Origin of the sequence: Plantactinospora soyae (assembly GCF_014874095.1) — a bacterium.
Classification (GTDB): domain Bacteria; phylum Actinomycetota; class Actinomycetes; order Mycobacteriales; family Micromonosporaceae; genus Plantactinospora; species Plantactinospora soyae.
In genome coordinates, this window is sequence record NZ_JADBEB010000001.1 from 8,874,883 (window position 1) to 8,896,283 (window position 21,401).

The 21,401-nt window shown below is 72.2% G+C and carries 21 protein-coding genes; 9 read left to right on the forward strand and 12 right to left on the reverse strand.

The window, feature by feature from the left end:
• Positions 1-6: 6 nt before the first annotated feature.
• Positions 7-1,308 carry an MFS transporter gene (locus H4W31_RS38735; RefSeq protein ID WP_318783650.1) on the reverse strand — a complete coding sequence of 434 codons (1,302 nt, stop codon included), beginning with the start codon at positions 1,306-1,308 and terminating at the stop codon, positions 7-9.
• Positions 1,305-1,877: an ArsR/SmtB family transcription factor gene (locus H4W31_RS38740; protein ID WP_192771125.1), complete on the reverse strand. Its 573-nt coding sequence runs from the start codon at positions 1,875-1,877 to the stop codon at positions 1,305-1,307. Before H4W31_RS38740 ends, H4W31_RS38735 begins: the two co-directional genes overlap by 4 nt.
• A 147-nt stretch (positions 1,878-2,024) precedes the next feature.
• Between H4W31_RS38740 and H4W31_RS38745 the strand changes: the two genes are divergently transcribed.
• Positions 2,025-2,792 (forward strand): GntR family transcriptional regulator, encoded by a 768-nt coding sequence (locus tag H4W31_RS38745; protein WP_318783651.1) that lies wholly within the window; start codon positions 2,025-2,027, stop codon positions 2,790-2,792.
• 108 nt (positions 2,793-2,900) lie between these two features.
• Complete coding sequence (locus tag H4W31_RS38750) at positions 2,901-3,965, forward strand: NAD-dependent epimerase/dehydratase family protein (protein ID WP_225945906.1); 1,065 nt, start codon at positions 2,901-2,903, stop codon at positions 3,963-3,965.
• 73 nt (positions 3,966-4,038) lie between these two features.
• On the opposite strand, the gene H4W31_RS38755 is transcribed toward H4W31_RS38750, so the two are convergent.
• A complete protein-coding gene (locus tag H4W31_RS38755) occupies positions 4,039-4,914 on the reverse strand; it encodes a peptidoglycan recognition protein family protein (RefSeq protein ID WP_192771127.1) in 876 nt (291 codons plus the stop codon).
• A gap of 249 nt (positions 4,915-5,163) precedes the next feature.
• Positions 5,164-6,684: a DedA family protein gene (locus tag H4W31_RS38760; protein ID WP_192771128.1), complete on the reverse strand. Its 1,521-nt coding sequence runs from the start codon at positions 6,682-6,684 to the stop codon at positions 5,164-5,166.
• A gap of 134 nt (positions 6,685-6,818) precedes the next feature.
• Here H4W31_RS38760 and typA point away from each other — a divergent pair, with 134 nt between their 5' ends.
• From typA to H4W31_RS38780, 4 genes are all read left to right on the forward strand, one after another.
• On the forward strand, positions 6,819-8,687 hold the full coding sequence (typA, locus tag H4W31_RS38765; RefSeq protein WP_192771129.1) for a translational GTPase TypA: 1,869 nt from the start codon (positions 6,819-6,821) through the stop codon (positions 8,685-8,687).
• A gap of 20 nt (positions 8,688-8,707) precedes the next feature.
• Entirely contained in the window at positions 8,708-9,565 is an 858-nt protein-coding gene (locus tag H4W31_RS38770; RefSeq protein WP_192771130.1) for a serine hydrolase, read from the forward strand.
• A gap of 24 nt (positions 9,566-9,589) precedes the next feature.
• A complete protein-coding gene (locus H4W31_RS38775) occupies positions 9,590-10,684 on the forward strand; it encodes a mandelate racemase/muconate lactonizing enzyme family protein (protein ID WP_192771131.1) in 1,095 nt (364 codons plus the stop codon).
• A gap of 108 nt (positions 10,685-10,792) precedes the next feature.
• Complete coding sequence (locus H4W31_RS38780; protein WP_192771132.1) at positions 10,793-11,725, forward strand: C40 family peptidase; 933 nt, start codon at positions 10,793-10,795, stop codon at positions 11,723-11,725.
• A 12-nt stretch (positions 11,726-11,737) separates the two neighbouring features.
• On the opposite strand, the gene H4W31_RS38785 is transcribed toward H4W31_RS38780, so the two are convergent.
• From H4W31_RS38785 to pnuC, 3 genes are all read right to left on the reverse strand, one after another.
• Positions 11,738-12,736, reverse strand: a complete 999-nt coding sequence (locus tag H4W31_RS38785; RefSeq protein WP_192771133.1) for a TerC family protein — start codon at positions 12,734-12,736, stop codon at positions 11,738-11,740.
• 298 nt (positions 12,737-13,034) lie between these two features.
• Entirely contained in the window at positions 13,035-14,105 is a 1,071-nt protein-coding gene (locus H4W31_RS38790) for an AAA family ATPase (RefSeq protein WP_318783652.1), read from the reverse strand.
• On the reverse strand, positions 14,102-14,755 hold the full coding sequence (gene pnuC / locus H4W31_RS38795) for a nicotinamide riboside transporter PnuC (RefSeq protein ID WP_192771134.1): 654 nt from the start codon (positions 14,753-14,755) through the stop codon (positions 14,102-14,104). Before pnuC ends, H4W31_RS38790 begins: the two co-directional genes overlap by 4 nt.
• A 110-nt stretch (positions 14,756-14,865) precedes the next feature.
• On the opposite strand from pnuC, the gene H4W31_RS38800 reads away from it, so the two are divergent.
• Together H4W31_RS38800 and H4W31_RS38805 are read left to right on the forward strand one after the other, a co-directional pair.
• Entirely contained in the window at positions 14,866-15,165 is a 300-nt protein-coding gene (locus H4W31_RS38800) for an antibiotic biosynthesis monooxygenase family protein (protein WP_192771135.1), read from the forward strand.
• 73 nt (positions 15,166-15,238) lie between these two features.
• The gene (locus H4W31_RS38805) at positions 15,239-15,559 is read left to right on the forward strand and encodes a hypothetical protein (RefSeq protein WP_192771136.1); all 321 of its coding nucleotides are present in this window, start codon (positions 15,239-15,241) and stop codon (positions 15,557-15,559) included.
• A gap of 652 nt (positions 15,560-16,211) precedes the next feature.
• Here H4W31_RS38805 and H4W31_RS43485 read toward each other — a convergent pair.
• A complete protein-coding gene (locus H4W31_RS43485) occupies positions 16,212-16,418 on the reverse strand; it encodes a hypothetical protein (RefSeq protein WP_225945907.1) in 207 nt (68 codons plus the stop codon).
• Positions 16,419-16,648: 230 nt separating this feature from the next.
• Between H4W31_RS43485 and H4W31_RS43490 the strand changes: the two genes are divergently transcribed.
• Complete coding sequence (locus tag H4W31_RS43490) at positions 16,649-17,128, forward strand: DUF6745 domain-containing protein (protein ID WP_225945908.1); 480 nt, start codon at positions 16,649-16,651, stop codon at positions 17,126-17,128.
• 27 nt (positions 17,129-17,155) lie between these two features.
• Here the strand turns inward: H4W31_RS43490 and H4W31_RS38815 are convergent, their stop codons facing one another.
• The 4 genes from H4W31_RS38815 to H4W31_RS38830 are packed head-to-tail and all read right to left on the reverse strand — an operon-like array spanning position 17,156 to position 21,385.
• A complete protein-coding gene (locus tag H4W31_RS38815; protein ID WP_192771137.1) occupies positions 17,156-18,034 on the reverse strand; it encodes an STM4011 family radical SAM protein in 879 nt (292 codons plus the stop codon).
• Positions 18,031-19,380 (reverse strand): STM4012 family radical SAM protein, encoded by a 1,350-nt coding sequence (locus H4W31_RS38820; protein ID WP_192771138.1) that lies wholly within the window; start codon positions 19,378-19,380, stop codon positions 18,031-18,033. The genes H4W31_RS38815 and H4W31_RS38820 overlap by 4 nt, the downstream gene beginning before the upstream one ends.
• Positions 19,377-20,237: an STM4013/SEN3800 family hydrolase gene (locus H4W31_RS38825; RefSeq protein WP_192771139.1), complete on the reverse strand. Its 861-nt coding sequence runs from the start codon at positions 20,235-20,237 to the stop codon at positions 19,377-19,379. The genes H4W31_RS38820 and H4W31_RS38825 overlap by 4 nt, the downstream gene beginning before the upstream one ends.
• On the reverse strand, positions 20,234-21,385 hold the full coding sequence (locus tag H4W31_RS38830) for an STM4014 family protein (RefSeq protein WP_192771140.1): 1,152 nt from the start codon (positions 21,383-21,385) through the stop codon (positions 20,234-20,236). The genes H4W31_RS38825 and H4W31_RS38830 overlap by 4 nt, the downstream gene beginning before the upstream one ends.
• Positions 21,386-21,401: the final 16 nt, after the last annotated feature.

Below are 21,401 nucleotides of genomic sequence, written 5' to 3' on the forward strand. Positions count from 1 at the left end.
CATCCGTCAGGTTCGGTCCGGGGCCGGGCGGTCGGGCAGTTCCCGGTGGTGGCGGAGCGGACCGATCAGCAGGATCAGCCCGGCCAGCCCCAGGCCACCGGTGATCAACCACATCGCCGGACGAAGGCCCAGTACGGTACCGAGGGTGCCGCCCAGCAGGGCACCCAGCGGGATGGTGCCGTAGTTGACGACCTGCATGCTCACGATGGCCCGACCGAGCAGCCCGTGCGGCACGTACGCCTGCCGGAAACTGCCCTTGAGCACGTTGCCCACGACGGCACCCGCGCCGATCACCACTCCGGCGACCACCACGTACGTCAGTCGTACGCCGGGTCCGGCCAGTGGGATCAGCAGTCCGAACGGCGCGCTGCCGACGTTGCTCACGAGCATCGCGCGGGCGCTGCCGAGGCGCTGGCTCAACGGTGTGGCGAGGGCCGCACCGAGGACCCCGCCGAGGCTCATGGCGGCGACCAGGCCACCGACCGTACCCGGACTGACCCCGATCTCGCGGACCAGGAAGACCACCAGGATCGCCTGGTATCCGGTCAGGCCGAGGTTGCTGACCGCGCCGAACACGGTCATCACCCGCAGGTAGGGATCGCGGGCCACGAACCGGATGCCCTCGGCGATCTCCCGACGCAGTCCACCGGCGGCCCGGTCGACGACCCGGCGCGGCTCACGGACCCGGACCGCCAGCAGACAGGCCGCCGAGCCCAGAAAGCTCACCACGTCCAGCAGCAGGGCGAGCACCGGGCCGAACGCCGAGGCCAGCAGCCCGGCGGCGCCGGGGCCGGCGACCTGGGCGACCGCCTCGGTCCCCTGTAGCTTCGCGTTGCCCTCCGGCAGCTCGGACCGGGCCAGCAGGACGGGCAGCCAGACCTGGTAGGCGGTCTTGAAGAAGACGCTGACCACGCCGCCGCCGAGCGCCACGGCCAGCAGGTGGCCGACGCTCAGCGTGCCGAGCCAGGCGGCGACCGGCACGCTGAGGAACAGCAGCGCCGCGACCAGGTCGCAGACCAGCATCACCGGCCGGGCCGGCAGCCGGTCGACCCAGGCCCCCGCGGGCAGCCCAACGACCAGCCACGGCAGCCAGGCCGCCGCGGTCAGCAGCGCGACCTGGAACGTGCTGGCGTGCAGCACCGTGATCGCCACCAGCGGCAGCGCCACGCTGGTCACGCTGCTGCCGAAGCTGCTGGCGGCCTGGCCGGTCCAGAACAGTCGGAAGTCCCGCCGCCGGAGCAGCCCGCCGGGTCGGCGCGGCGGGCCGGCCCGGGTCAGCTCAGCAGCCACCGGCGCGGGGCCGCTCACGGCCGGGCCGGGATGCCGTAGGCGAAGAGGAACACCGGGTCGCGCTGACGGCCGTCGTCCGGCACCTCGCGGTCGGCCCACCGGGCCAGTACGCCGTTCAGCTCCTCGCTCAGCGCGGCGAGTTCTTCCGGAGTGAGCCGCAGCCACCGGTCGGTGGAGAAGGGGCCCTCTCCCCATGCCTCGTGCGCGTCGTCGCCGGCCGCGTGCCAGTCCCGGACGAGGCCGGCGTGCCGGTCGAGGTTGAGCGAGACGGCGGCCTGCTGCACGGCCTGCGCCGCCGGGTCGGCGGCGAAGTCGGCGGCGGACCACCGCACGCCGGGGGCGACCAGGCGCCACCAGCGTTCGCGGCGGTCCCGGGCCAGTTCGGGCGCCTCCTGGACGAGTTCGGAGGCGGCGAGCACCTTCAGGTGGTGGCTGACGTTGGCCACGGCCTGGTCGGTGCGCTCGGCCAACATGCTGGCGGTCGACGCCCCGTACACCTTGAGCACGTCCATCAGCCGGCGCCGGAGCGGATGGGACATCGCGGCGAGCACCCGCGAGTCGGTGACCTGGCGGATCTGCTTCTCCATGCTCTCAGGCTGACATACGCAAGAGCTGTTGCGCAATGTCTCTTGCGCAATACGTGTTGCGGAGTGCCGCCACCAGCGCGGCAAAGCTCATATTTGTGAATACATAGTGACAACCTCATCTGCGCACCGTGGCGTAGCATGGCCCTCGTGGTTCTCGCAGGTGAACGCACCGAGAAGGTCCCGTTGGACGGCGTCGCCATCGACCGCGACAGTCCGATGCCGCTCTACTTCCAGATCGCCCAGCAACTGGAACAGGCGATCACCAGCGGGGCACTGCCCGCCGGCGGCCGGCTCGACAACGAGATCGAGCTCGCCGACCAGCTCGCGGTCAGCCGACCGACCCTGCGCAAGGCGATCGAGACGCTGGTCCGACAGGGCCTGCTGGTGCGGCGGCGCGGGCTCGGCACCGTGGTGATGGCCCGGCCGGTACGCCGTCCACTCGCCCTCACCAGCCTCTTCGACGACCTGACCAGCACCGGGCGGGCGCCGACCACCGAGGTCCTCGAGTTCGGCCTCGGGCCGGCCGACCACGACGCGGCGGCGGCCCTGGGCGTACCCGAGGGCACCGAGGTGACCGTGGTCGAGCGACTGCGCCGGGCCGACGGCGAGCCGCTGGCGCTGATGCGCAACTACCTGCCGCCCGCACTGGTCAGCGTGGACCGGGAGAGTCTGGGCGCGTACGGCCTCTACCAACTGCTGCGCCGGCAGGGCGTGACCCTGCACCTGGCCAACCAGCAGGTCTCGGCCCGGCCGGCCCGTCCCCGGGAGGCTCGGCTGCTCGGGGTGCCCCGGAACGCCACCGTGCTCACCATCGCGCGGACCACGTACGACTCGGCCGGTCGCGCCGTCGAGTACGGCGCCCACTGCTACCTCGCGGCGCGCTACTCCGTCGAGATGACCCTGGTGGCCCGCTGACCGGCGCGGGGATCGCCGTCGACGGGTCGCGCGGTCGATGGCCGGGGGCCCGTTCGGCTGTCAGCTGAAGCACGGAAGACAGTCCGGCGGTGGGCCTAGCGTGGTGGCATGGAGAAGCTCGCCGTGGTGGTCGGGGCCACCGGTCAGATCGGCCGGGCCGCCGTCCGGGCCCTGGTTGCCGACGGCTGGCGGGTCCGGGCCGCCGCCCGGGGCCTACGGGCCGGCGCGCCCTGGCCGCTGGACTGGGACGTCGAGCTGGTGCCGCTGGACCGCGAGGACGACACCGAGCTGGCCACCGCGCTCGGCGACGGCTGCGACGTACTGGTGGACACGGTCGCGTACGGCGCCCGGCACGCCCGGCAACTGCTCGGACTCGCCGACCGGATCGGCTCCGCCGTCGTCGTCTCCAGCGCGGCGGTCTACCTCGACGACGCCGGGCGGGGCTTCGGTGCCGAGGGCTTCCGGTTCCCCGTACCGATCGCCGAGACCCAGCGGACCGCCGAGCCGTTCGACCCCGACGACGCTGCGGGGAACGACCCGCCGCCCGAGGAGACGTACGCGGCCGAGAAGGCGGCCATGGAGCGTCAACTGCTCGCCGCCGGAGCGGTGCTCCCCACCACTGTCCTCCGAGCCGGCGCCGTGCACGGGCCGCACACGGTGCACCCCCGTGAGTGGCACTTCGTCAAGCGCGCCCTGGACAACCGGCCGGTCCGGGTCCTGGCGTACGGCGGTGCCAGCCGGTTCCATCCGGTCTGCACGGCTAACCTGGCCGAGTTGATCCGGCTCTCCGCCGCCGAGCCGGGGGCCCGGGTGCTCAACGCCGGCGACCCGGAGCCGCCCACCGTACGGGAGATCGGCGCGGCCATCCACGACGTGCTGGGGCACGGCGCGGAGGAGGTGCTGATCGACGGGCCGTCTCCGGCACCGCCGGTCGGCGAGACGCCGTGGACCACGCCGAATCCGGTGGTGCTGGACATGAGCCTGGCGGAACGTCAGCTCGGCTACCGCCCGGTGACCGGCTATCTCGACTCGTTGCCGGAGACCGTGCGGTGGCTGGTGGACGCGGCGCACGGGCGGGACTGGCGAACCGTCTTTCCCGACCTGGCGGAGAACTACCGGACCGACTACTTCGACTACCTGGCCGAGGACGCCTGGCTGCGCCGACGCCACTGACCGGGTCCCGGCCCCGGTCTGCCAGCCCGGGGCACGACAGGACGGTCGACGACGTCCCGGGCCGCCGCCGGGATCAGGCGCTGGCGGCCAACTTCGCGGCCAGTTCCGCGGCCCGGTCCCCGAAGGCCGCCTTCAGCGCGGCGACCGCGTCGTCCAGGTCCTTCGAGCCCAGCCCGGTGAGCACACCGTCGATGATCTGCTGCTCGTTCACCCAGTCCTTGCCGAGCATGGTCATCTGATTGGCCTTGATCGTGACCAGCAGGTCCTCGATCTCGTAGAAGTACTGCCGGAAATCGGTACGGCCGCTGCCGTCCGGTTTCTGGGCACCCTGCCAGAGGATGTAGTTGGAGTCCTTGGCGTACTTGAGCAGCTGCTCCTGCTCCGCATCGGACAGTGCCGGCATGATGTTTTCCCCTCCGGACGATGTTTCGGCGACGTCGCGTCGGAACGTGTCCATGTTGAAGCTGGGATCGGTCTTGACGCTGGGGTGCCCGTAGCCGCCGGGCTGGTGTTCCTTGTGCCCGCCCACACCCCAACCGGTACGACGCTTGAGCGCCGCCACCCCGCGGACGTACGAGTCGTACTGCCGGTCGGTCCACGGCTCACCCAGGGCGTGCTGCGCCTCGATGCCGATCAGCCCGGAGTTGCCGACTCCCTTGAACGGCCCGGCCCAGCCGACCCGGACGTGGTTGCACCGACCGGAGGCGACGACGTGCCAGTCCCCGGTACGGGACAGGTAGAGCTGGGCGATCGGCGGTGGCGCGGTCGCGGAGCCGTTGAGCAGGACGTAAATCTCACCGGCGTCGGTGGAGTGCAGTGAGCCACGGGTTTCGTGGCAGATGATCCCGTGTGGGTCGAAGGACGTCGACCCCCGGCTACGCCATCCACCGACCTCGTGGACGGTGAGCCCGGCGGAGCGGAGCACGTCGGCGAGCCAGAGCAGTCTCATCGGTCAGCCCGCCTAACTCAGAGGCAAAGTCTCACTACCGACCGTATCTATGACATCGACCGGAGTCCAGTCGTACAACATGCCAACTTGACTTATAAGCAATGGTCAACCTACCTATGACCAAGATCCATCGGTCGATTTCGAAGCTCGCCCAGAAATCGAGACACTCACACTCCGTCATCGAGGCGCGGACGTTGCGCACGTACTGGAGCAGACAGGAGTTGGCGCTGCGCGGCGACTCAGGGGGCCTCAGCCGGCGGTGTGCAGCGGCCCGTTGGCCTCGCCCGGCGCCGGCCGATCGGCACGCTCCGCCGGCACCGGACCCGCCGACTCCGCCGGCACCGACTCGCCCACCGCGGGCCGGGAGGCGGCCGGGGCCGAGGTGGCGGCGGCGGGCGTGGCGGACGGCGACGCCTCCGCCGGTACGGCACCGCGTACCGCCCGGTCCCGGGTCGCCCAGGCCACCATGAACACCGCCGTCCAGAGCACGCCGAGCAGCATCGAGGTGACCGTCTCACTGGCCGTGCTCCAGCCGACGTAGAGCCGGGCCGCCCCGATGGTCACCACGCCGACCGCCGCCACCGTCCAGGCCGCCACCGCCATCGGCCAGCGGCTCTGCCGGGCCAGCAGCCAGGCCAGCGTGCACAGACTGGCCGCGACGACCGCGTTCTGGGCCGGAAACAACGCCACCGGCGTACTCCGGGTGGGCCCGGTCACATCGGTGACCAGGGTCAGCACCACCAGCGGTACGAAGGCGCCGACCGTACCCAGCACGCTGACCAGGTCGACCCGCCACGGCCGGGTACGCCAGCCGAGCACCGCGGCGACCAGCGCCACCACCAGGATCAGCACCGAGCCCCGGAGTGCCCCGATCGCGCCGTGCGCCAGGTCGGCGACCCCCTCGGTCCGGCGCGACGTGAACCAGTCCGCGATCGCGTGGTCGACCACCGACAGCCCGCTCTGCGCCACCACCAGGTCGAGCAGCCAGGCCAGCACGAGCCCGATCACGAACAGCACCGCCAACCCCGCCACGAGGTTGGTCAGCAGGGTCCAGCCGGGCCCGATGTGCATGGACAACAGGAAGAACAGCACGCCGTACCGCCGGGCCAGCCCGCGCAGCGGTGGTGCCGCGACGGCCCGGGTCAGCAGGGACCTCGCCGGGTCCGGGTTGCGCCCCAGCCACCGGCCGACCAGCACGATCGCGACGATGAACAGGATCAGCAGCAGTACGGCACCGGTCGCCCTGCCCAGGTAGTGGGAGACCGTCTCGTACGACTCACCGGCCAGGTAACCGGCCAGCACCGACCCGCCGACCCAGCTCACCACCCCGGCCAGGTTCCACGGCGCGAACCGCCGGTACGGCATCCCGGCGCTGCCGGCGAGCCGGGGCACCAGGGTACGGGCGAAGGCCACCCAGCGGGCGACGAAGACCCCGCGCCCGCCGAGCCGGACGAGCATCGCGTCGGCCCGGGCCCAGCGTGCCGCGCCGACCCGGGCCCCCCACCGGCCGGCCCGCAGCCGTGCGCCGTGCCGTCGCCCGCTCCGGAACGCCAACGCGTCACCGAGCACCGCTGCGAGAATCATCACCACCAGCGCCGGTGCCAACCGCAGCATTCCGGTGTACGCCAGAAAGCCGACCAGCAGCAGGGTCGCCTCGGCCGGCATCACCAGACCGACGATCACCGCCGTCTCGGTGGCCACGAGCAGCGCTGCGACCAGATACACGAGTACCGGTGGCAACTCCCGCACCACCGTCAACACATCCTGCACGGCGACCCCCCGAACACCCCGGCCAGCATGCCAGGCTGACAGCGGGACCACACAGTGATTCCCGCGGAGTACCGGGTTACCTCAGGGGGAACCCGGACGCCGACCAGGATCGCCGAGACGAGAGGATGGAGGACATGCAGACCCGCGCCGACCTTCGTAACGTCGCCATCATCGCTCATGTAGACCACGGCAAGACAACGTTGGTCGATGCCATGTTGCGGCAGTCCGGCGCGTTCGCCGCCCGGCTTGAGCCGACCGACCGGGTAATGGACTCCATGGACCTGGAGCGGGAAAAGGGCATCACCATCCTGGCCAAGAACACCGCCGTGCGCTACGTGCCGGTGGACGGTTCCGACCCGGTCACGATCAACATCATCGACACCCCCGGCCACGCCGACTTCGGCGGCGAGGTGGAACGCGGCCTGACCATGGTCGACGGGGTGGTGCTGCTGGTGGACGCCAGCGAGGGCCCACTGCCGCAGACCCGGTTCGTCCTGCGCAAGGCGCTCCAGGCCCGTCTGCCGATCATCCTCGTGATCAACAAGGTGGACCGGCCGGACGCCCGGATCAAGGAAGTGGTCGACGACACGTACGAACTCTTCCTGGACCTGGACGCGGACGCCGAACAGATCGACTTCCCGATCATCTACGCCTGCGCCCGCGACGGCGTCGCCTCGCTGACCGCACCGGCCGACGGCTCCGTGCCCGCCGACAGCAGCTCGCTGGAGCCGCTGTTCCGGACCCTGCTCGGCACCATCCCGCCGCCCGCGTACGACGAGGGCTCCCCGCTCCAGGCGCACGTCACCAACCTCGACGCCTCGCCGTTCCTCGGCCGGCTGGCACTGTGCCGGGTCCGGCAGGGCACCATCCGCAAGGGCGAGACGGTGGCCTGGTGCCGCACCGACGGCAACATCTCCCGGGTACGGGTCTCCGAACTGCTGATCACCAAGGGCCTGGAGCGGACCTCGGCCGAATCCGCCGGCCCCGGCGACATCATCGCGGTCGCCGGCATCCCCGAGATCATGATCGGCGAGACCCTGGCCGACCCGGAGGACCCCCGGCCGCTGCCGCTGATCACCGTCGACGAGCCGGCCATCTCGATGACCATCGGCACCAACACCTCGCCGCTGGTCGGCCGGGTGAAGGGCGCCAAGGTCACCGCCCGGCTGGTCAAGGAACGGCTGGCGCGGGAACTGGTCGGCAACGTCTCACTGCGGGTGCTTCCCACCGACCGGCCGGACGCCTGGGAGGTGCAGGGTCGGGGCGAGCTGGCGCTGGCCATCCTGGTCGAGCAGATGCGCCGCGAGTCGTACGAGCTGACCGTCGGCAAGCCGCAGGTGGTGACCCGGGAGATCGACGGGAAGATCTGCGAGCCGGTGGAGCGGCTGACCATCGACGCCCCCGACGAGTACCTCGGCGCCATCACCCAGCTGCTGGCCACCCGGAAGGGCCGGATGGAGCAACTCGTCAACCACGGCACCGGCTGGGTCCGGATGGAGTGGCTGGTTCCGGCCCGGGGCCTGATCGGCTTCCGGACCGAGTTCCTGACCGACACCCGGGGCACCGGCATCCTGCACCACGTCTTCGAGTCCTACGAGCCCTGGTTCGGCCAGCTGCGTACCCGGAACACCGGCTCGCTGGTGGCCGACCGGTCCGGCGTGGCCACCCCGTTCGCGATGATGAACCTCCAGGAGCGGGGCACCCTCTTCATCGAGCCGACGACCGAGGTCTACGAGGGCATGCTGGTCGGCGAGAACTCCCGGTCCGACGACATGGACGTCAACATCACCAAGGAGAAGAAGCTCACCAACATGCGCTCCTCGACCAGTGACGAGACCGAGAAGCTGATCCCGCCGCGCAAGCTGTCGCTGGAGCAGGCCCTCGAGTTCTGCCGCGAGGACGAGTGCGTGGAGGTCACCCCGACCTCCATCCGGCTGCGCAAGGTCATCCTGGACGCGCCGTCCCGGGCCCGGGCCACCGCCCGGCGCAAGCACGCCGGCTGAGTCCGGCGTACCTGCCGCAGATGACCTGGGACGAACTCGACGCCGAACTGGCCGGCTTTGCCGGCACGGTCTCGGTCTACGCCGGCCGGCTCGGCCGTCCGCCCGCGTACGTCCGGCTGCCGGACGCCCGGCACTACGCGGCCAGCACCATGAAGGTGGCGGTGCTGGCCGCCCTGTACCGGGCCGCCGAGGCCGGAAGCGTGGACCTGGCCGCGCCGGTGCCGGTGGTCAACGATTTCGCCTCGGCCGGGCCCGGCGCCGGACGGTTCTCCTGCGCCCCGGACTACGACAACGACGACGCCGTCTGGGACCGGCTCGGCGACACCGCCCCACTGGGCTGGCTCGCCGAACGGATGATCGTCCGCTCCAGCAACCTGGCCACCAACCTGGTGATCGGGCGGGTCGGGCTGCCCGCGATCGGTGCGGTCTGGGCCGACAGTGGCGCCCGGCACAGCCGTACCGGACGGGGGATCGAGGACTTCGCCGCCCGGGACGCCGGGCTGGACAACCAGGTCACCGCCGCCGACCTCGCCGGGCTGCTCGGCGGGATCGCCCGGTCCCGACTCGCCGGGCCGGCCACCTGCGCCGACATGCTCGACGTGCTGTTCCGCCAGGAGCGCGGCGAGGACCTGGCCGCCGGGCTGCCGCCGGGCACCCGGATCGCGCACAAGAACGGTTGGGTACGCGGAGTCCGGCACGGCGCCGGAGTGGTGTTCCCGGACGACGCACCCCCGTACGCCGTGGTGGTCTGCACCACCGCGACGCCGGGCGGGGACGGTGATGCCGACAGCGGCCGGGACGACGACGCCTGCCGGCTGATCGCCCGGATCTCGGCGATGGTCTGGGCGACCCGGCACCGGTTGGGTCCGCTCGACTGAACCGGGCCTGGATAGGGTGCCCTCATGTCGATCGCCTCGGTTCGCACCCACCGGCTCTCCGCACCGTTGCACACCCCGTTCGTGACCGCACTGCGGCGTACCTCCACAGTGGAGACCCTGGTCGTCGAGGTGGTCGACACCGACGGGCGGTCCGGGTACGGCGAGGCACCCCAGGTGTGGCAGGTCACCGGCGCCTCGATCGGTGGGGCGCGGGCCTGTGTCGAGGAGATGCTCGCACCGCTGCTCACCGGCCGTAACGCCGACGACCTGGTGGCCCGGTGCGCCGAGGTCCGCCGGGCGGTGGTCGGCAACGAGGCGGCCAAGGCCGCGGTGGACACCGCACTGCACGATTTGGCGGCCCGGCGGCTCGGCGTACCCCTGGTCCGGCTGCTCGGCGGGGTGTCCCGCCGGGTGCCCACCGACGTCACCCTCTCGGCCGGCGACGCCGTCGAGTTGGCGCACGCGGCCAAGCAGCGGGTCGCCGAGGGCTTCGACGTACTCAAGGTGAAGGTCGGCACCGACGCGTCGGGAGACCTGGCCCGGGTCCGGGCGGTACGGGCGGCCGCCGGACCGCAGGCCCGGATCCGGCTCGACGCGAACCAGGGGTGGACGCCCCGGGAGGCGGTCCGGGTGATCCGGGGCATCGAGGACGCCGGGCTCGACGTCGAACTGGTCGAGCAACCGGTGCCGAGCCGGGACATCGCCGGGCTGGCCTGGGTCAGTGACCGGGTCGACCTGCCGATCCTGGCCGACGAGGCGGTCTACGGGGTACGGGACCTGGTCGAGGTGATCCAACGGCGTGCGGCGGACATGGTCAACGTCAAGTTGGCCAAGTGTGGCGGGCTCGGTCCGGCCCGGACTCTGCTGGAACTGGCGACAGAACATGGCGTCGGGACCGTGGTCGGGTCGATGATGGAGAGCCAGATCGGGTTGGGCGCGGCGGCCAGCCTGGTCGCCGCGTACGGCACCAGTGCGGTGTCCGACCTGGACGCCGCCTGGTGGCTGGCCTGGTCGCCGGTGCAGGGCGGGATCCGCTACGAGGGGGCGAACGTGCTGTTGCCGGACGCACCGGGGCTCGGCATCGCCGGCCTGCACGCCCCGGTGCCGCAGCAGCGTTGAGCACGGCGGTACGACAGCTATGAAGGCAACATTCATGTGAATCTTGCAGTACGGCGCTAATTTTCATATCGTTCGGACCGAGATCGGTCGAGGACGGGTGGGGTCGACATGGTGCTGCGCTCCGGCCACGAGGCCGTCGTCCGGGTCGCTGTCGCCACCCTCTGGGCGCGACCCGAGGCCGTCCGGCCGGTGGACGGGCCGGCCCTGTCGAGCCGGACCGACATCGCCGGGTGGATCTCCGGAATGAGTTCCGACCAACGGGTCGGCGACTGCGTGCTCAGCCAACTACTGCTCGGCGAACGGGTACTGGTCGAAGAGATCAGGCCGGACGGCTGGGTCCGGCTCGTCGCGGTGGAGCAGCCGGCGGCCAAGCTCGACCCACGGGGCTACCCCGGCTGGTTGCCGCTCGAACAACTCGCCGAGTCCACGGGGCCGGACGAGGCGCCGTCCGGCCCGGTTCTGGTGGTGGCGGCCACGGTCACCCGGCTGCATGCCGCCCCGGCCGGCCCGGTGGTGCTGCCCGGCGTCATCCTGGGTACCCGGCTGACCGGAGCGGGACCGGCCCGGAGCGGTTGGCGTCCGGTCCGGGTGCCCGGACACGGGAAGCCGCTCTGGGTGGCCGAGGGACATCTGTCACCCGCGCCGACCCGGCTGCCGAGCGCGGTGGAGGTGCTCACCGTCGCCTGCCGGCTCCGCGACGTGGTCTACGTCTGGGGTGGCGTCTCGGCGTACGGGATCGACTGTTCCGGTCTGGTGCACCTGGCCTGGCGCCGGTTCGGGGTCCGGCTGCCCCGGGACGCCGACGACCAGGCGGCGGCGACCATGCCGGTGCCGCTCGGTGCCGAGTGCCCCGGCGACCTCTACTTCTTCGCCCGGCCCGGGCGGCGGGTCCACCACATCGGGATCGTCACCGCCCGGCCCGGCCCGCAGGGCCACCGGCGCATGCTGCACGCCTGCTACACCCAGCGGAGGGTGCTGGAGGAACCGATGCCCGCCGACCGGACCGCGACCCTGGTCGGCGCGCATCGGGTTGCCCTCTGACCCGCTCGGCGGTCAGCCGACCGGCACCTGCTCCTCCGCCCGGCGGTCCCGGCTCGACTTGATCAGACTGGCCACGGTCGCGATCGCCAGGGTGCCCAGGATGATGGTGAGTGAGAGCCAGATCGGGATGTGCGGCGCCCAACCGATCGGCTCGCCACCGTTGAGGAAGCCGAGGTTGTTCCCCGCGAGCGCCTCCAGCACCAGCTTGACCCCGATGAAGCCGAGCACCACGGCGAGACCGATGTTGAGGTAGACCAGCCGGTCCAGCAGGCCGCCGAGCAGGAAGTAGAGCTGCCGCAGCCCCATCAGCGCGAAGACGTTGGCGGTGAAGACCAGGTACGGCTCCTGGGTGATCCCGAAGATCGCCGGGATGGAGTCCAGCGCGAAGACGAGGTCGGTGGTACCGATCGCGATCAGCACGATCAGCATCGGGGTGAAGAGCCGCCGACCGTTCTCGTGGACCGTGAGGCGGGTACCGGAGAAGTCCCGGGAGACCGGCAGGGCGCGCCGGGTCCAGCGGATCAGGGCGTTCTCCTTGAAGTCCTCCTCGTTCGGCTCACCCTGGCGGAAGAAGTTGATCGCCGTGTAGATCAGGAAGGCGCCGAAGATGTAGAACACCCAGGAGAACTGGGCCAGCAGCGCCGCCCCGGCGGCGATGAAGCCACCCCTCAGTACCAGGGCCAGCACGATGCCGATCATCAGCACCTTCTGCTGGTGCTGCCGGGGTACCCCGAACCGGGCCATGATGATCACGAAGACGAAGAGGTTGTCCACCGAGAGGCTGTACTCGGTGAGCCAGCCGGTATAGAACTCTCCGGCGATGGTGAAGTTGTTGGTCAGCGCCAGCCCGACCCCGAAGATCAGGGCGAGGCCGACGTAGAAGGCGACCCAGAGACCCGATTCCCGCAGGCTCGGCTCGTGGGGTCGACGGCCGATGATGACGAGATCGAGTATCAGGACCGCCGTCAGTACGACGAGCGAGATGGCCCATACCCATGCGGACACGTTCAAGACACTCCTCCGGCAGACACGCGGCACCGCCGTCGGCACGTGGGTAGCGTGCGTCGGGCGGTGTAAACGATGGTGACTGTCGGAGGTCTCTTCCGCCATCGCCGCGCGAACCGCGTGGCGACAACCTACGGTGCCGGGTCGTCGTGCCGGCTACTGCCCGACCGACGACCGTGTTGACGACACCGTCGCGAAGGAATACTCCCCTCCTACAGGGCCATTGTTCACTATTCCCCGCCGGTTGCGCATCTCCCCTAACCTGGTGTGCCATCCGGCACCCCTGGTAACCCATCCTAGGAAACTAGGTGTGACCTCCGGGCGACATCGGGGCGGACAGGGACCAACCCGCCGCCAGCAGCCCGTCACAGGCCCGGACCGCATCGCGGAGCCGCTCCGAATGTGGCCCGGTGAGTTCGATCACTGGTACGGCGGAATCGGCCAGTACCTCCCGGAACCGGCCGGTCATCCATTCTCGCAGGTGCTCACCGTCCCGCAGCCCGTCATCGCGAAACGGCACACCGCAGTGGTCCGTCAGCAGGTACAGGTCGGGTCGGCGAGCCGCGGCCCGGACCGGCGGCGACGCCGAGCCGAGATAGCGCTCCTCCCAGACTGCGGTGGCCCGGGCGTCGGTGTCGCAGAACAGCAGCGGCCCGCTCCGGCGCGCGGCGGCGTCCTCCGCCGCCTGCTGCTCGCGGACCACCGACACGAAGTCGGCCCGCTCCCAGGTGACGTCGAAGACCGTCGCCTCCGGCGTGATCTTGTGCAGCCGGGCCAGCTTGTCGGCGGTGAGTTCCCGGCCGTACTCCGGCACCCAGGTCGTCCGGTAGTGCCCGGCCAACGCCTCGGCCATCGTGGTCGTCCCGGTCGACTCGGCGCCGACCACCACCACCCGGCGGACGAACCAGGCCCGCACCGGCGGGCTGAGCCGGTCCCAGTGCGCCACCGGATCGGACCGGACCGCCGTCCCGGAGACGGGTACGGCCGCCCGCTCCGGATCCACCGGCACGTCGACCGCGTCGAACCGGCGGGCCAGTTCGGCACCGTACGCCTCGGAGGAGAAGACCGCGTCCACCCGGGCCCCGCCGACGGCCTCCCGGAACACCGCGCAGTGCACCTCCCACGCCACCGGATCGGCGTAGTCGACCGGGTGGTCGTCGTACCGGCCCACGAACCGGACATGTGGATCGGCCGCGTGCACCTCCCGCAGCCAGTCCAGCCGGAACTCCAGCGGAATCGACTCCCGCCGGGACGGCGCGACCACGACCGTGACGGCGGCACAGCGCCGGGCCGCCGCGTTGATCAACGCGTGGTGCCCGGCATGCGGCGGATAGAACTTGCCGACCACCAGCCCGTGCCCGAACCGGGTACTCACGTCGTGGCGGGCGCCGGACCGGGAGCCACCGGCCGGGCGGCGGAGAGCCGGCGCAGGTCGGCCTGCCAGTTGCGCAACCCGAACACGCAGAGCCCGAGGAAGACCAGGTACAGGCCGGCGGTGAGATGCAGCCCCTTGTACGCGTACAGCGGGATGTAGATGACGTCGGCGGCGATCCAGATCCACCAGCTCTCCACCCGCTTGCGGCACTGGCCGTACGTCGCCATCAGGGACAGCGCGGTGGTCACCGCGTCCGGCAGCGGCACGGTCGAGTCGGTGGCCCGGTCCAGTAGCAGCCACAGCAGCAGCGTCAGCACCGCTCCGGCGCCGACCAGCACCATCCACTCCCGAGCACCCGTCCGGCTGACCACCAGTCGGCTCCGCTCGGCACCGCCGAACAGCCACGCCCACCAGCCGTACAGCCCGAGCGCGACGTAGACGATCTGTAGGCCGGCATCGGCGTACAGGCCGGCCGTCCAGAACAGCAGCATCAGCAGGAGCACGTTCGCGATGCCGATCGGCCAGTTCCACATCCGCTGCCGGGCCAGCAGCCAGACATTGAGTACGCCGGTCGCGAAGCCGAGCAGTTCGGCCCGGCTGGTCGGTGTGTCCGCCACGGTGAACGCCGTTCCGGTAAGCCAGTCGAGCATGCCGCACCTCCCGCGCAAGATCCCCTGGAGCTCCTACGTTAGGGACCGGCCGTCGGGACGGATAGACCCCCGATCGACCCGGCGGGACCCGGCCGTGCCAAGATCCGGCCATGGTGCTGGAGGTTGCGCTGATCGACGTACTCGCCGGTCAGGAAGACGCGTTCGCGCGGGCGTACGCCGAGGGTCATCCGGTCCTCGCCGGTACACCGGGCTGCCGCTCGGTACGGATGACCCGTGGCATCGAGTCCCCGTCGCGGTTCGTACTGCTGGTCGAGTGGGACTCGGTCGAGGCCCACCTGGAGAACTTCCGGGACACCGAGCGGTTCACCACCTGGCGCTCGCTGATCGGCCCGTACTTCGCGACGCCGCCGGTGGTCGAGCACTTCACGGACGTCGTACCGCCGGCCTGACCGCCGTCGCGACCAATCTGTCGCACCCCGACGTTAGCCTCCCCGGCGAACCCAGTTCCTCCGGAGGCGGCAGATGTACCGACAGGGCGATGTTCTGGTCACGCCGATCGATCCGACCGAGCTGCCGGGCGGCCTCGCGCCGGCGGGTCGGGACGCCCGGGGCCGGCTGGTCCTCGCCCGTGGTGAGGCGACCGGGCACGCGCACGTGGTGACCGGATCCGGACTCACCGCCTGGGCACTGCCCGACCAGGTCGAGCCGGCGTTCCTGGTGGTCGACGGCTACGGCCGGCTCGGGCACGAGGAACACGGCCCTATCGCGCTGCCCGCCGGCACCTATCGGGTGGTGCGACAACGGGAATACCTGCCCGGCAGCTGGCGACCGGTGGCCGACTGATGACGGCCGGACGGCCCGACCTCGCCACCGATCCCGGCCCCACCGGCAACCACACCGGCCGCGAAACCAAGCCCGACCTCGCCACCGAACCCGGCCCAGCTGGCACCCGCACCAGCCGCGCCACCGGGCCCGACCGTGACACCGAGCCCGACCTCGCCACCGATCCCGGCACCGGCACCCGCACCGGCCGTGACACCGGGCCGTCCGATCCCCATCCCGGCACCGGCAGCGGCAGCGGCACCGATCCGGCGACCGAGGAGGCGCTCCGGCAGGCGGCACGGGTGGCCGAGGTGTGGCTGGCGCACGGGCTGGCCACCGGGCCGGCCGACCGGCCCGCGGCGGAGGCCGCGGTCCGGGCCGCCTACGCGGCGGTGGGGCTCGCTCCGCCCGGACACGTGGTCTGGCTGCCGTCCCCACGTGCCGGTGCGCTGGCCGCCGCCCTGCTGACCGGTCCGGCCCCGGCGACCGACCGGGCCGCGACAACCGACCGGGCCGCGACAACCGGCCCGGCTCCGGTGGCCGATGTGGATACCGGCACCGCCGGCCCCGGCGGGTTCGGGGCCGCCGGGCCCGGCGGCCCCGCGCCGGCGACGTCCGCTGCCCGGGTCGGTGGTACTCCGGTGGCGCCGGACGCCGTGGACCGGATCGACAGCTATCCGGGTACCGCGACCGGAGCGGCCCTGGCCGACGTGCTGACCAGACTGCGGGCGGCGGGCTGCGATCCCGCCCTGGTCCAGGCCGGCCGGCCGGTCCGGGCCGAACTCCGGACCGCGACCTGGGCAGCGGCCCGGTCCGCCGCCGTCGCCCGGCTCGGGCCGGTCGGCTGGGCGGCGCACTGGGCGGCCGGTGGGCGCCGCAACTGGCACCTGCTCACCGACCGACTGGTCACCCCGCTGCGCGGCCGGCTGAGCGCGGACCTCACCGAGGAGGTCGACGACGCGTTCACCCGCCGGGCCCGCACCAGCCTGCTCGACGCGGTACCCGGACAACACGACGCCGCCTGGCTGGCCGCCTTCGACGGCGAGCGGGGACTGGCCGGCCTGGGCCGGAGTCGCCGCCGCGGCCGGTTGGTGGTGGCCCTACGAGCGGGTGGCGATCCTCACCGAGCGTCCGGTCCGACTGCACCGGGACAACCTCGGCCGGCTGCACCACGACGACGGGCCGGCGCTGGCCTACCCGGACGGGTTCGGGCTGCACGCCTGGCGGGGGATGCCGATTCCGGCCGACGTCGCCGCCGAACTGCCCCGGCTCGACGTGCGGCGGATCCGGGCGGAACGCAACGCCGAGGTCCGCCGGGTCATGCTGGAGCACTTCGGCTACGACCGCTACCTGCGGGAGAGCAGGGCCACGGCGGTGCACCGCGACGCGTACGGCGTGCTCTGGCGGCTTCACCTGCCCCAGGACGAGCCGCTGGTGATGGTCGAGGTGGTCAACGCCACGCCCGAGCCCGACGGCACCCGGCGCACCTACTGGCTGAGGGTCCCGCCGGACACCGGTACCGCGCGTGCGGGGGTGGCCTGGACGTTCGGCCTCGACGCCCAGGAGTACGCACCGCTGGTGCAGACCTGATCGCGGCCGGGTGACCCGGCCAGCCGCTCAGCGCAACGCGGCGGCCGGTACGCCCCAGCGCGGATCGGCGGGCACCCGTTCCAGTACGCCGCCGGCGAAGACGTCGTACAGCGGCAGGGTCTTCAGGTGCACGTACCCGATGTGGCAGTCACAGGCCGCGTTCGGGCACGGCCGGGGCCGCAGGGCGGCGCGGTACGACCCGTCATAGAGGTTGCCCAACGGGGTGTCCACAAAGTGGCACCGCCGGACGCTGCCGTCCCCGCGTACCGAGATCACCGTCTCCCCGGCCCGGCACGGCGCCCCGGCCGACGGATGTGGCCGCACGCTGTAGCCGAACAGCGGATCGACGGCCGACCACTCGGTCTCCTGTGCGGCGGTGTAGTGCTGTCCCTCGGCCGCGTTCACCCAGAGGTAGACGTCGGCGGGCAGGGCGGCCCGCAGCGCCCGCGCCTCGGTCAGGTGTTCCGGCAGCCCGACCACGCCGACCGAGAACCGCACCCCCAGTTCGGCCAGCCGGGCGCAGCGACCCAAGAACGTCTCCCGGCGTACCTGACCGGGGTGGTACGTGGCCCAGAGCGCGACGGTCCGGCGGTCGGCGGCGTCCAGCCAGTCCAACCGGCAGGCCAGGTTGGTCTGGATCGCCACCCGGTCCAGGTGCGCCAGGTGGGAGAGCCGGACCAGCGCGTCGCGGTACCAGGACCGGCTCAGTCCCTCGCCCCAGGGGGTGAACAGCACGCAGAGCCGGTCGTCGTCCGGGTTGCGGGCCGCCCAGTCGACGAACCGGCCCAGCGCGGTCCGGTCGGCGTCCAGCTCCGCCCGGCTGTCCCGGCGCTTCGCGAACGGGCAGTACGGGCAGTCGTAGTTGCAGCTCGCCAGCGGTCCCCGGTAGAGCACGGAGAGGTTCATCGGAGGGCGTACCCGGCCATCGCCCGGCGTACCGGGACGGAGACCAGCCAGGGGCCGATCGCGTCGGCACGCTCCAGCCCGGCGTCGGTGAGCGCGGTCCGCCCGCCCGCCGAGCCCAGCCAGCCCCGGCCGGCGAGCACGTCGAGCTGTGGAAAGTCGTCGTCGACGGAAGAACCGAACCGGTCCCGGTACGCCGCCGGTTCGAACCCGTCCGCGCGGAGCAGCGACTTGACCAGCCAGCGCCGGCGTTGCTCCACCGGATCGAGCCGGAAGCCGACCTCGGCGACGTCGAAGTCGGTCTCCGGCCGGCGCAGGTAGTCGTCGATGATGGTCCGGACGTGCCGGACGCCGACCGCGTAGTCGAACGAGTAGTGCAGGTCGGTGGTGTACGAGCGGGCGCCGCAGCCGAGCCCGACCATGCCGTCGTCCTGGCAGCAGTAGACCGGCCCGGTCGCCGCGGGATCGTCGCCGGACGCCAGGTCGGCGCGGCGGAAGTGGCGCAGCGAGAGCTGCCGGTAGCCGGCGGCCCGCAGCGTGTCCCGGCCCTGCCGGTAGAGCGTGAGCCGCTGCGCGTCCCAGGTCGGGTCGGCGCTGTCGTCACCGTCCACCGTGGAGGTGCGCCGGCCGAGGCCGGTGAGCGGGCGGACGTAGAGCGGGTAGAGGAACACCTCCTCCGGCCGCCAGTGCAGGGCCGAAGCGAGCGACTCGGCCCAGGTCCGCTCGGTCTGCCCGGGAATGCCGTAGATCAGGTCGAGGTTCAGCTCCGGGATGCCGCAGTCCCGGATGGTGCCCAGGGCGCGCTCGACGTCGGTCCGGCGCTGCGGACGCCCGGCCGCCCGCGCCTCGGCGTCGAGGAAGCTCTGCACCCCGATGCTGACCCGGGTGACACCGCGTTCGGCGAGCACCCCGATCCGGTCCGGGGTGGCGGTGTCCGGCGAGGTCTCGACCGCCGTCGGCACCGCGCCGACCCGGGCGCCGAAGCCGGCGAGCAGGTCGAACATCGAGTTCAGCTCGCTCGCGGTCAGGTAGGTCGGGGTACCGCCGCCGACCGCGACCCGGGCGAACTCGGCGTCGCCGAGCGCCGCGCGTACCCGCCCGGCCTGCCGGCCCAACTGGCGGAGGTACCCGGTCACCTGCTCGGCCGGCGGGTTCGACCGGGTGAACAGGTTGCAGAACCCGCAGCGCATCTCGCAGAACGGCAGGTGCAGATAGAGGAAGAGGGCGTCGCGCGGCTGCTGAGCCCAGACCTCGCGCAGCGCGGGGCGGGGACGCAACGGCCGGTACGCCGTCTTGTGCGGGTACGCGTACAGGTAGCCCTGGTACGGCGAGCCGTCGAGCGGGTTCACCCCGGTTCACCCCCGCCGGCCGGGTCAGCCGACTCGGGCCAGTCCCCCGGCTTGCCCCAGTCACCGGGTTCGAGCACGAACTGCCCGTACGGCACCGTCCACACCACCTCGTGGCCGAGTCGGTGCCCGTTGTGCCCCTCCTCGCCGTACGCCGTGCCGTGGTCGGCGCAGAGCAGCACCAGGCACGGCCGGTCCCGGGAGGTGACGAGGGCGAAGAGCCGGCCGATGTGCCGGTCGACGTACTCCAGGGCGGCGGCGTGGCTCTCCCTGCTGTCCCGGTCGGCGCCGGGCAGGTAGTGCCGGTTCGGCTGGTGGATCGCGGCGACGTTGACGAACAGGAAGAGCGGCTTCTCCTCCGGCACCGTCGGCAGTACGGTGGCGATCCGGTCGAGCTGCGCCTCGAAGCAACGCGGCGCGGAGACGCCGAACTCGGCTTCCCAGTGCGCCTCGGTGAACAGCGCCGGCAGCACGCCGCCCAGTGGTGACCTGGCGTTGAAGAAGCCGACCCCGCCGACGCAGACGGTGTGGTAGCCGGCGGTGGCCAGCGCACCCACCATGTCGGGGGCGTCGAAGGTCCAGGTCTGCTCGCCGGTAGTCTCGCTGCCCGGAAAGGCCGCCGCGAAGAGCCGGGGATGCGGACCGGGTGTGGTCGGGGTGGGCAGGAAGCCGGCGAAGAACGCCTGGTGCGCCGCGTAGGTGAAGCTGGCCGGGCTGTGCCGGCGCTCCCACGTCCCGTCCGGTAACGCCCGCGCCAGGTTCGGCGTACGGCCGGCGGCGGCCAGTTCGGCCGCGACGTCGTAGCGGAGCGTGTCGAGGGTGACGAACAGCAGGTCATGGGTGCCGATCAGGTCTCTCATGCTGCCCTCCCGGCCGACGTCCCGGCCCGCCACCGATCGAACCGGCCGGACGTCAGCGCATGCAGTTCGGCGGCGTAGCTGTCCCGGCCCGCCGGGTCGGACACTCCGGGAAGGAGGTCCCCGAACGCGTTCACCTCGGCGACCACATGCCGCCGCCAGTCGGTGCCGACCAACAGGTCCACCCCGACGTGCAGGCTGGCGGGGAAGCACGCGGCGGCGCGTACGCAGCTGTGCAGCGCCGCCGCGTACGCCGGCTCGCCCATTGCCGTACGCACCGCGGCGAGATCGCCCCGGGCGTTGCCCAGGTGCAGATTGGTCAGTGGACCGGGGCTGGACCGGACCACGACATGCTCCGGCCGTCCGGCGATGACCAGCACCCGCAGGTCGATCGTGGCGGCACCCAGCCCGGCCTTGGGGAACCAGCGCTCGACGTGCAGCCCGTCCGGGGCGAGCCGGTCCACGATGGCCGCGACCTCCCGCTCCCCGGTGTAGTCGCGGACCCGCAGTGAGTTGAACAACCGGCCGTCGGCGGCGAGTTCGACCGAGGTGGTGGCCCGGATCCGGCCGGGCGCCACCTGTAGGGCGAGCACTCCGGAGGCCGAGGAGCCGTGCGCGGCCTTGACGAAGACCCGGTGCCAGCCGACGGCCCGCATCGCCGCGCGCAGCTCGTCGTAGCCGGCGATCCCACCCGTCCCGGCGACGGAGCCGCTGCGCCCGGTGGCCGGGCCGGGCAGTGCCGGCGGCACCGGAACTCCGGCGGCGGTCAGCCGGGCGTGGCAGGCGCGTTTGTCGAACATCCCGAGGACGTCGGCCGGCTGGTTGAGCAGGGTCGCATCGGCGGCGCGCACGGCCGCGTCGAGCCGGTCCAGGGCGGCGCGCAGGCCCGCGTACCAGGGTGCGAATCCGATGATCTCGCCGTGCTCGGCCGGCCGGTCGGCGCCGCGCAGCAGCCGGTCGACCTCGGCGTCCTCGCCCGGTGAGTCGATCCGGACCACGGCCTGCCGGTGCAGCCGGACCGGGCCGGCCGCCAGCTGCCGCCACGGCAGCACCGTCGTCGGCACGCCGGCCTCGGCAGCGGCGTCCCGGAACAACGTCACCCGCCGGTTGTCCGGGTTGCCGACGACCACCAGCGGCGCCCTGCCAGTCATCCGTCGATCATGCCAG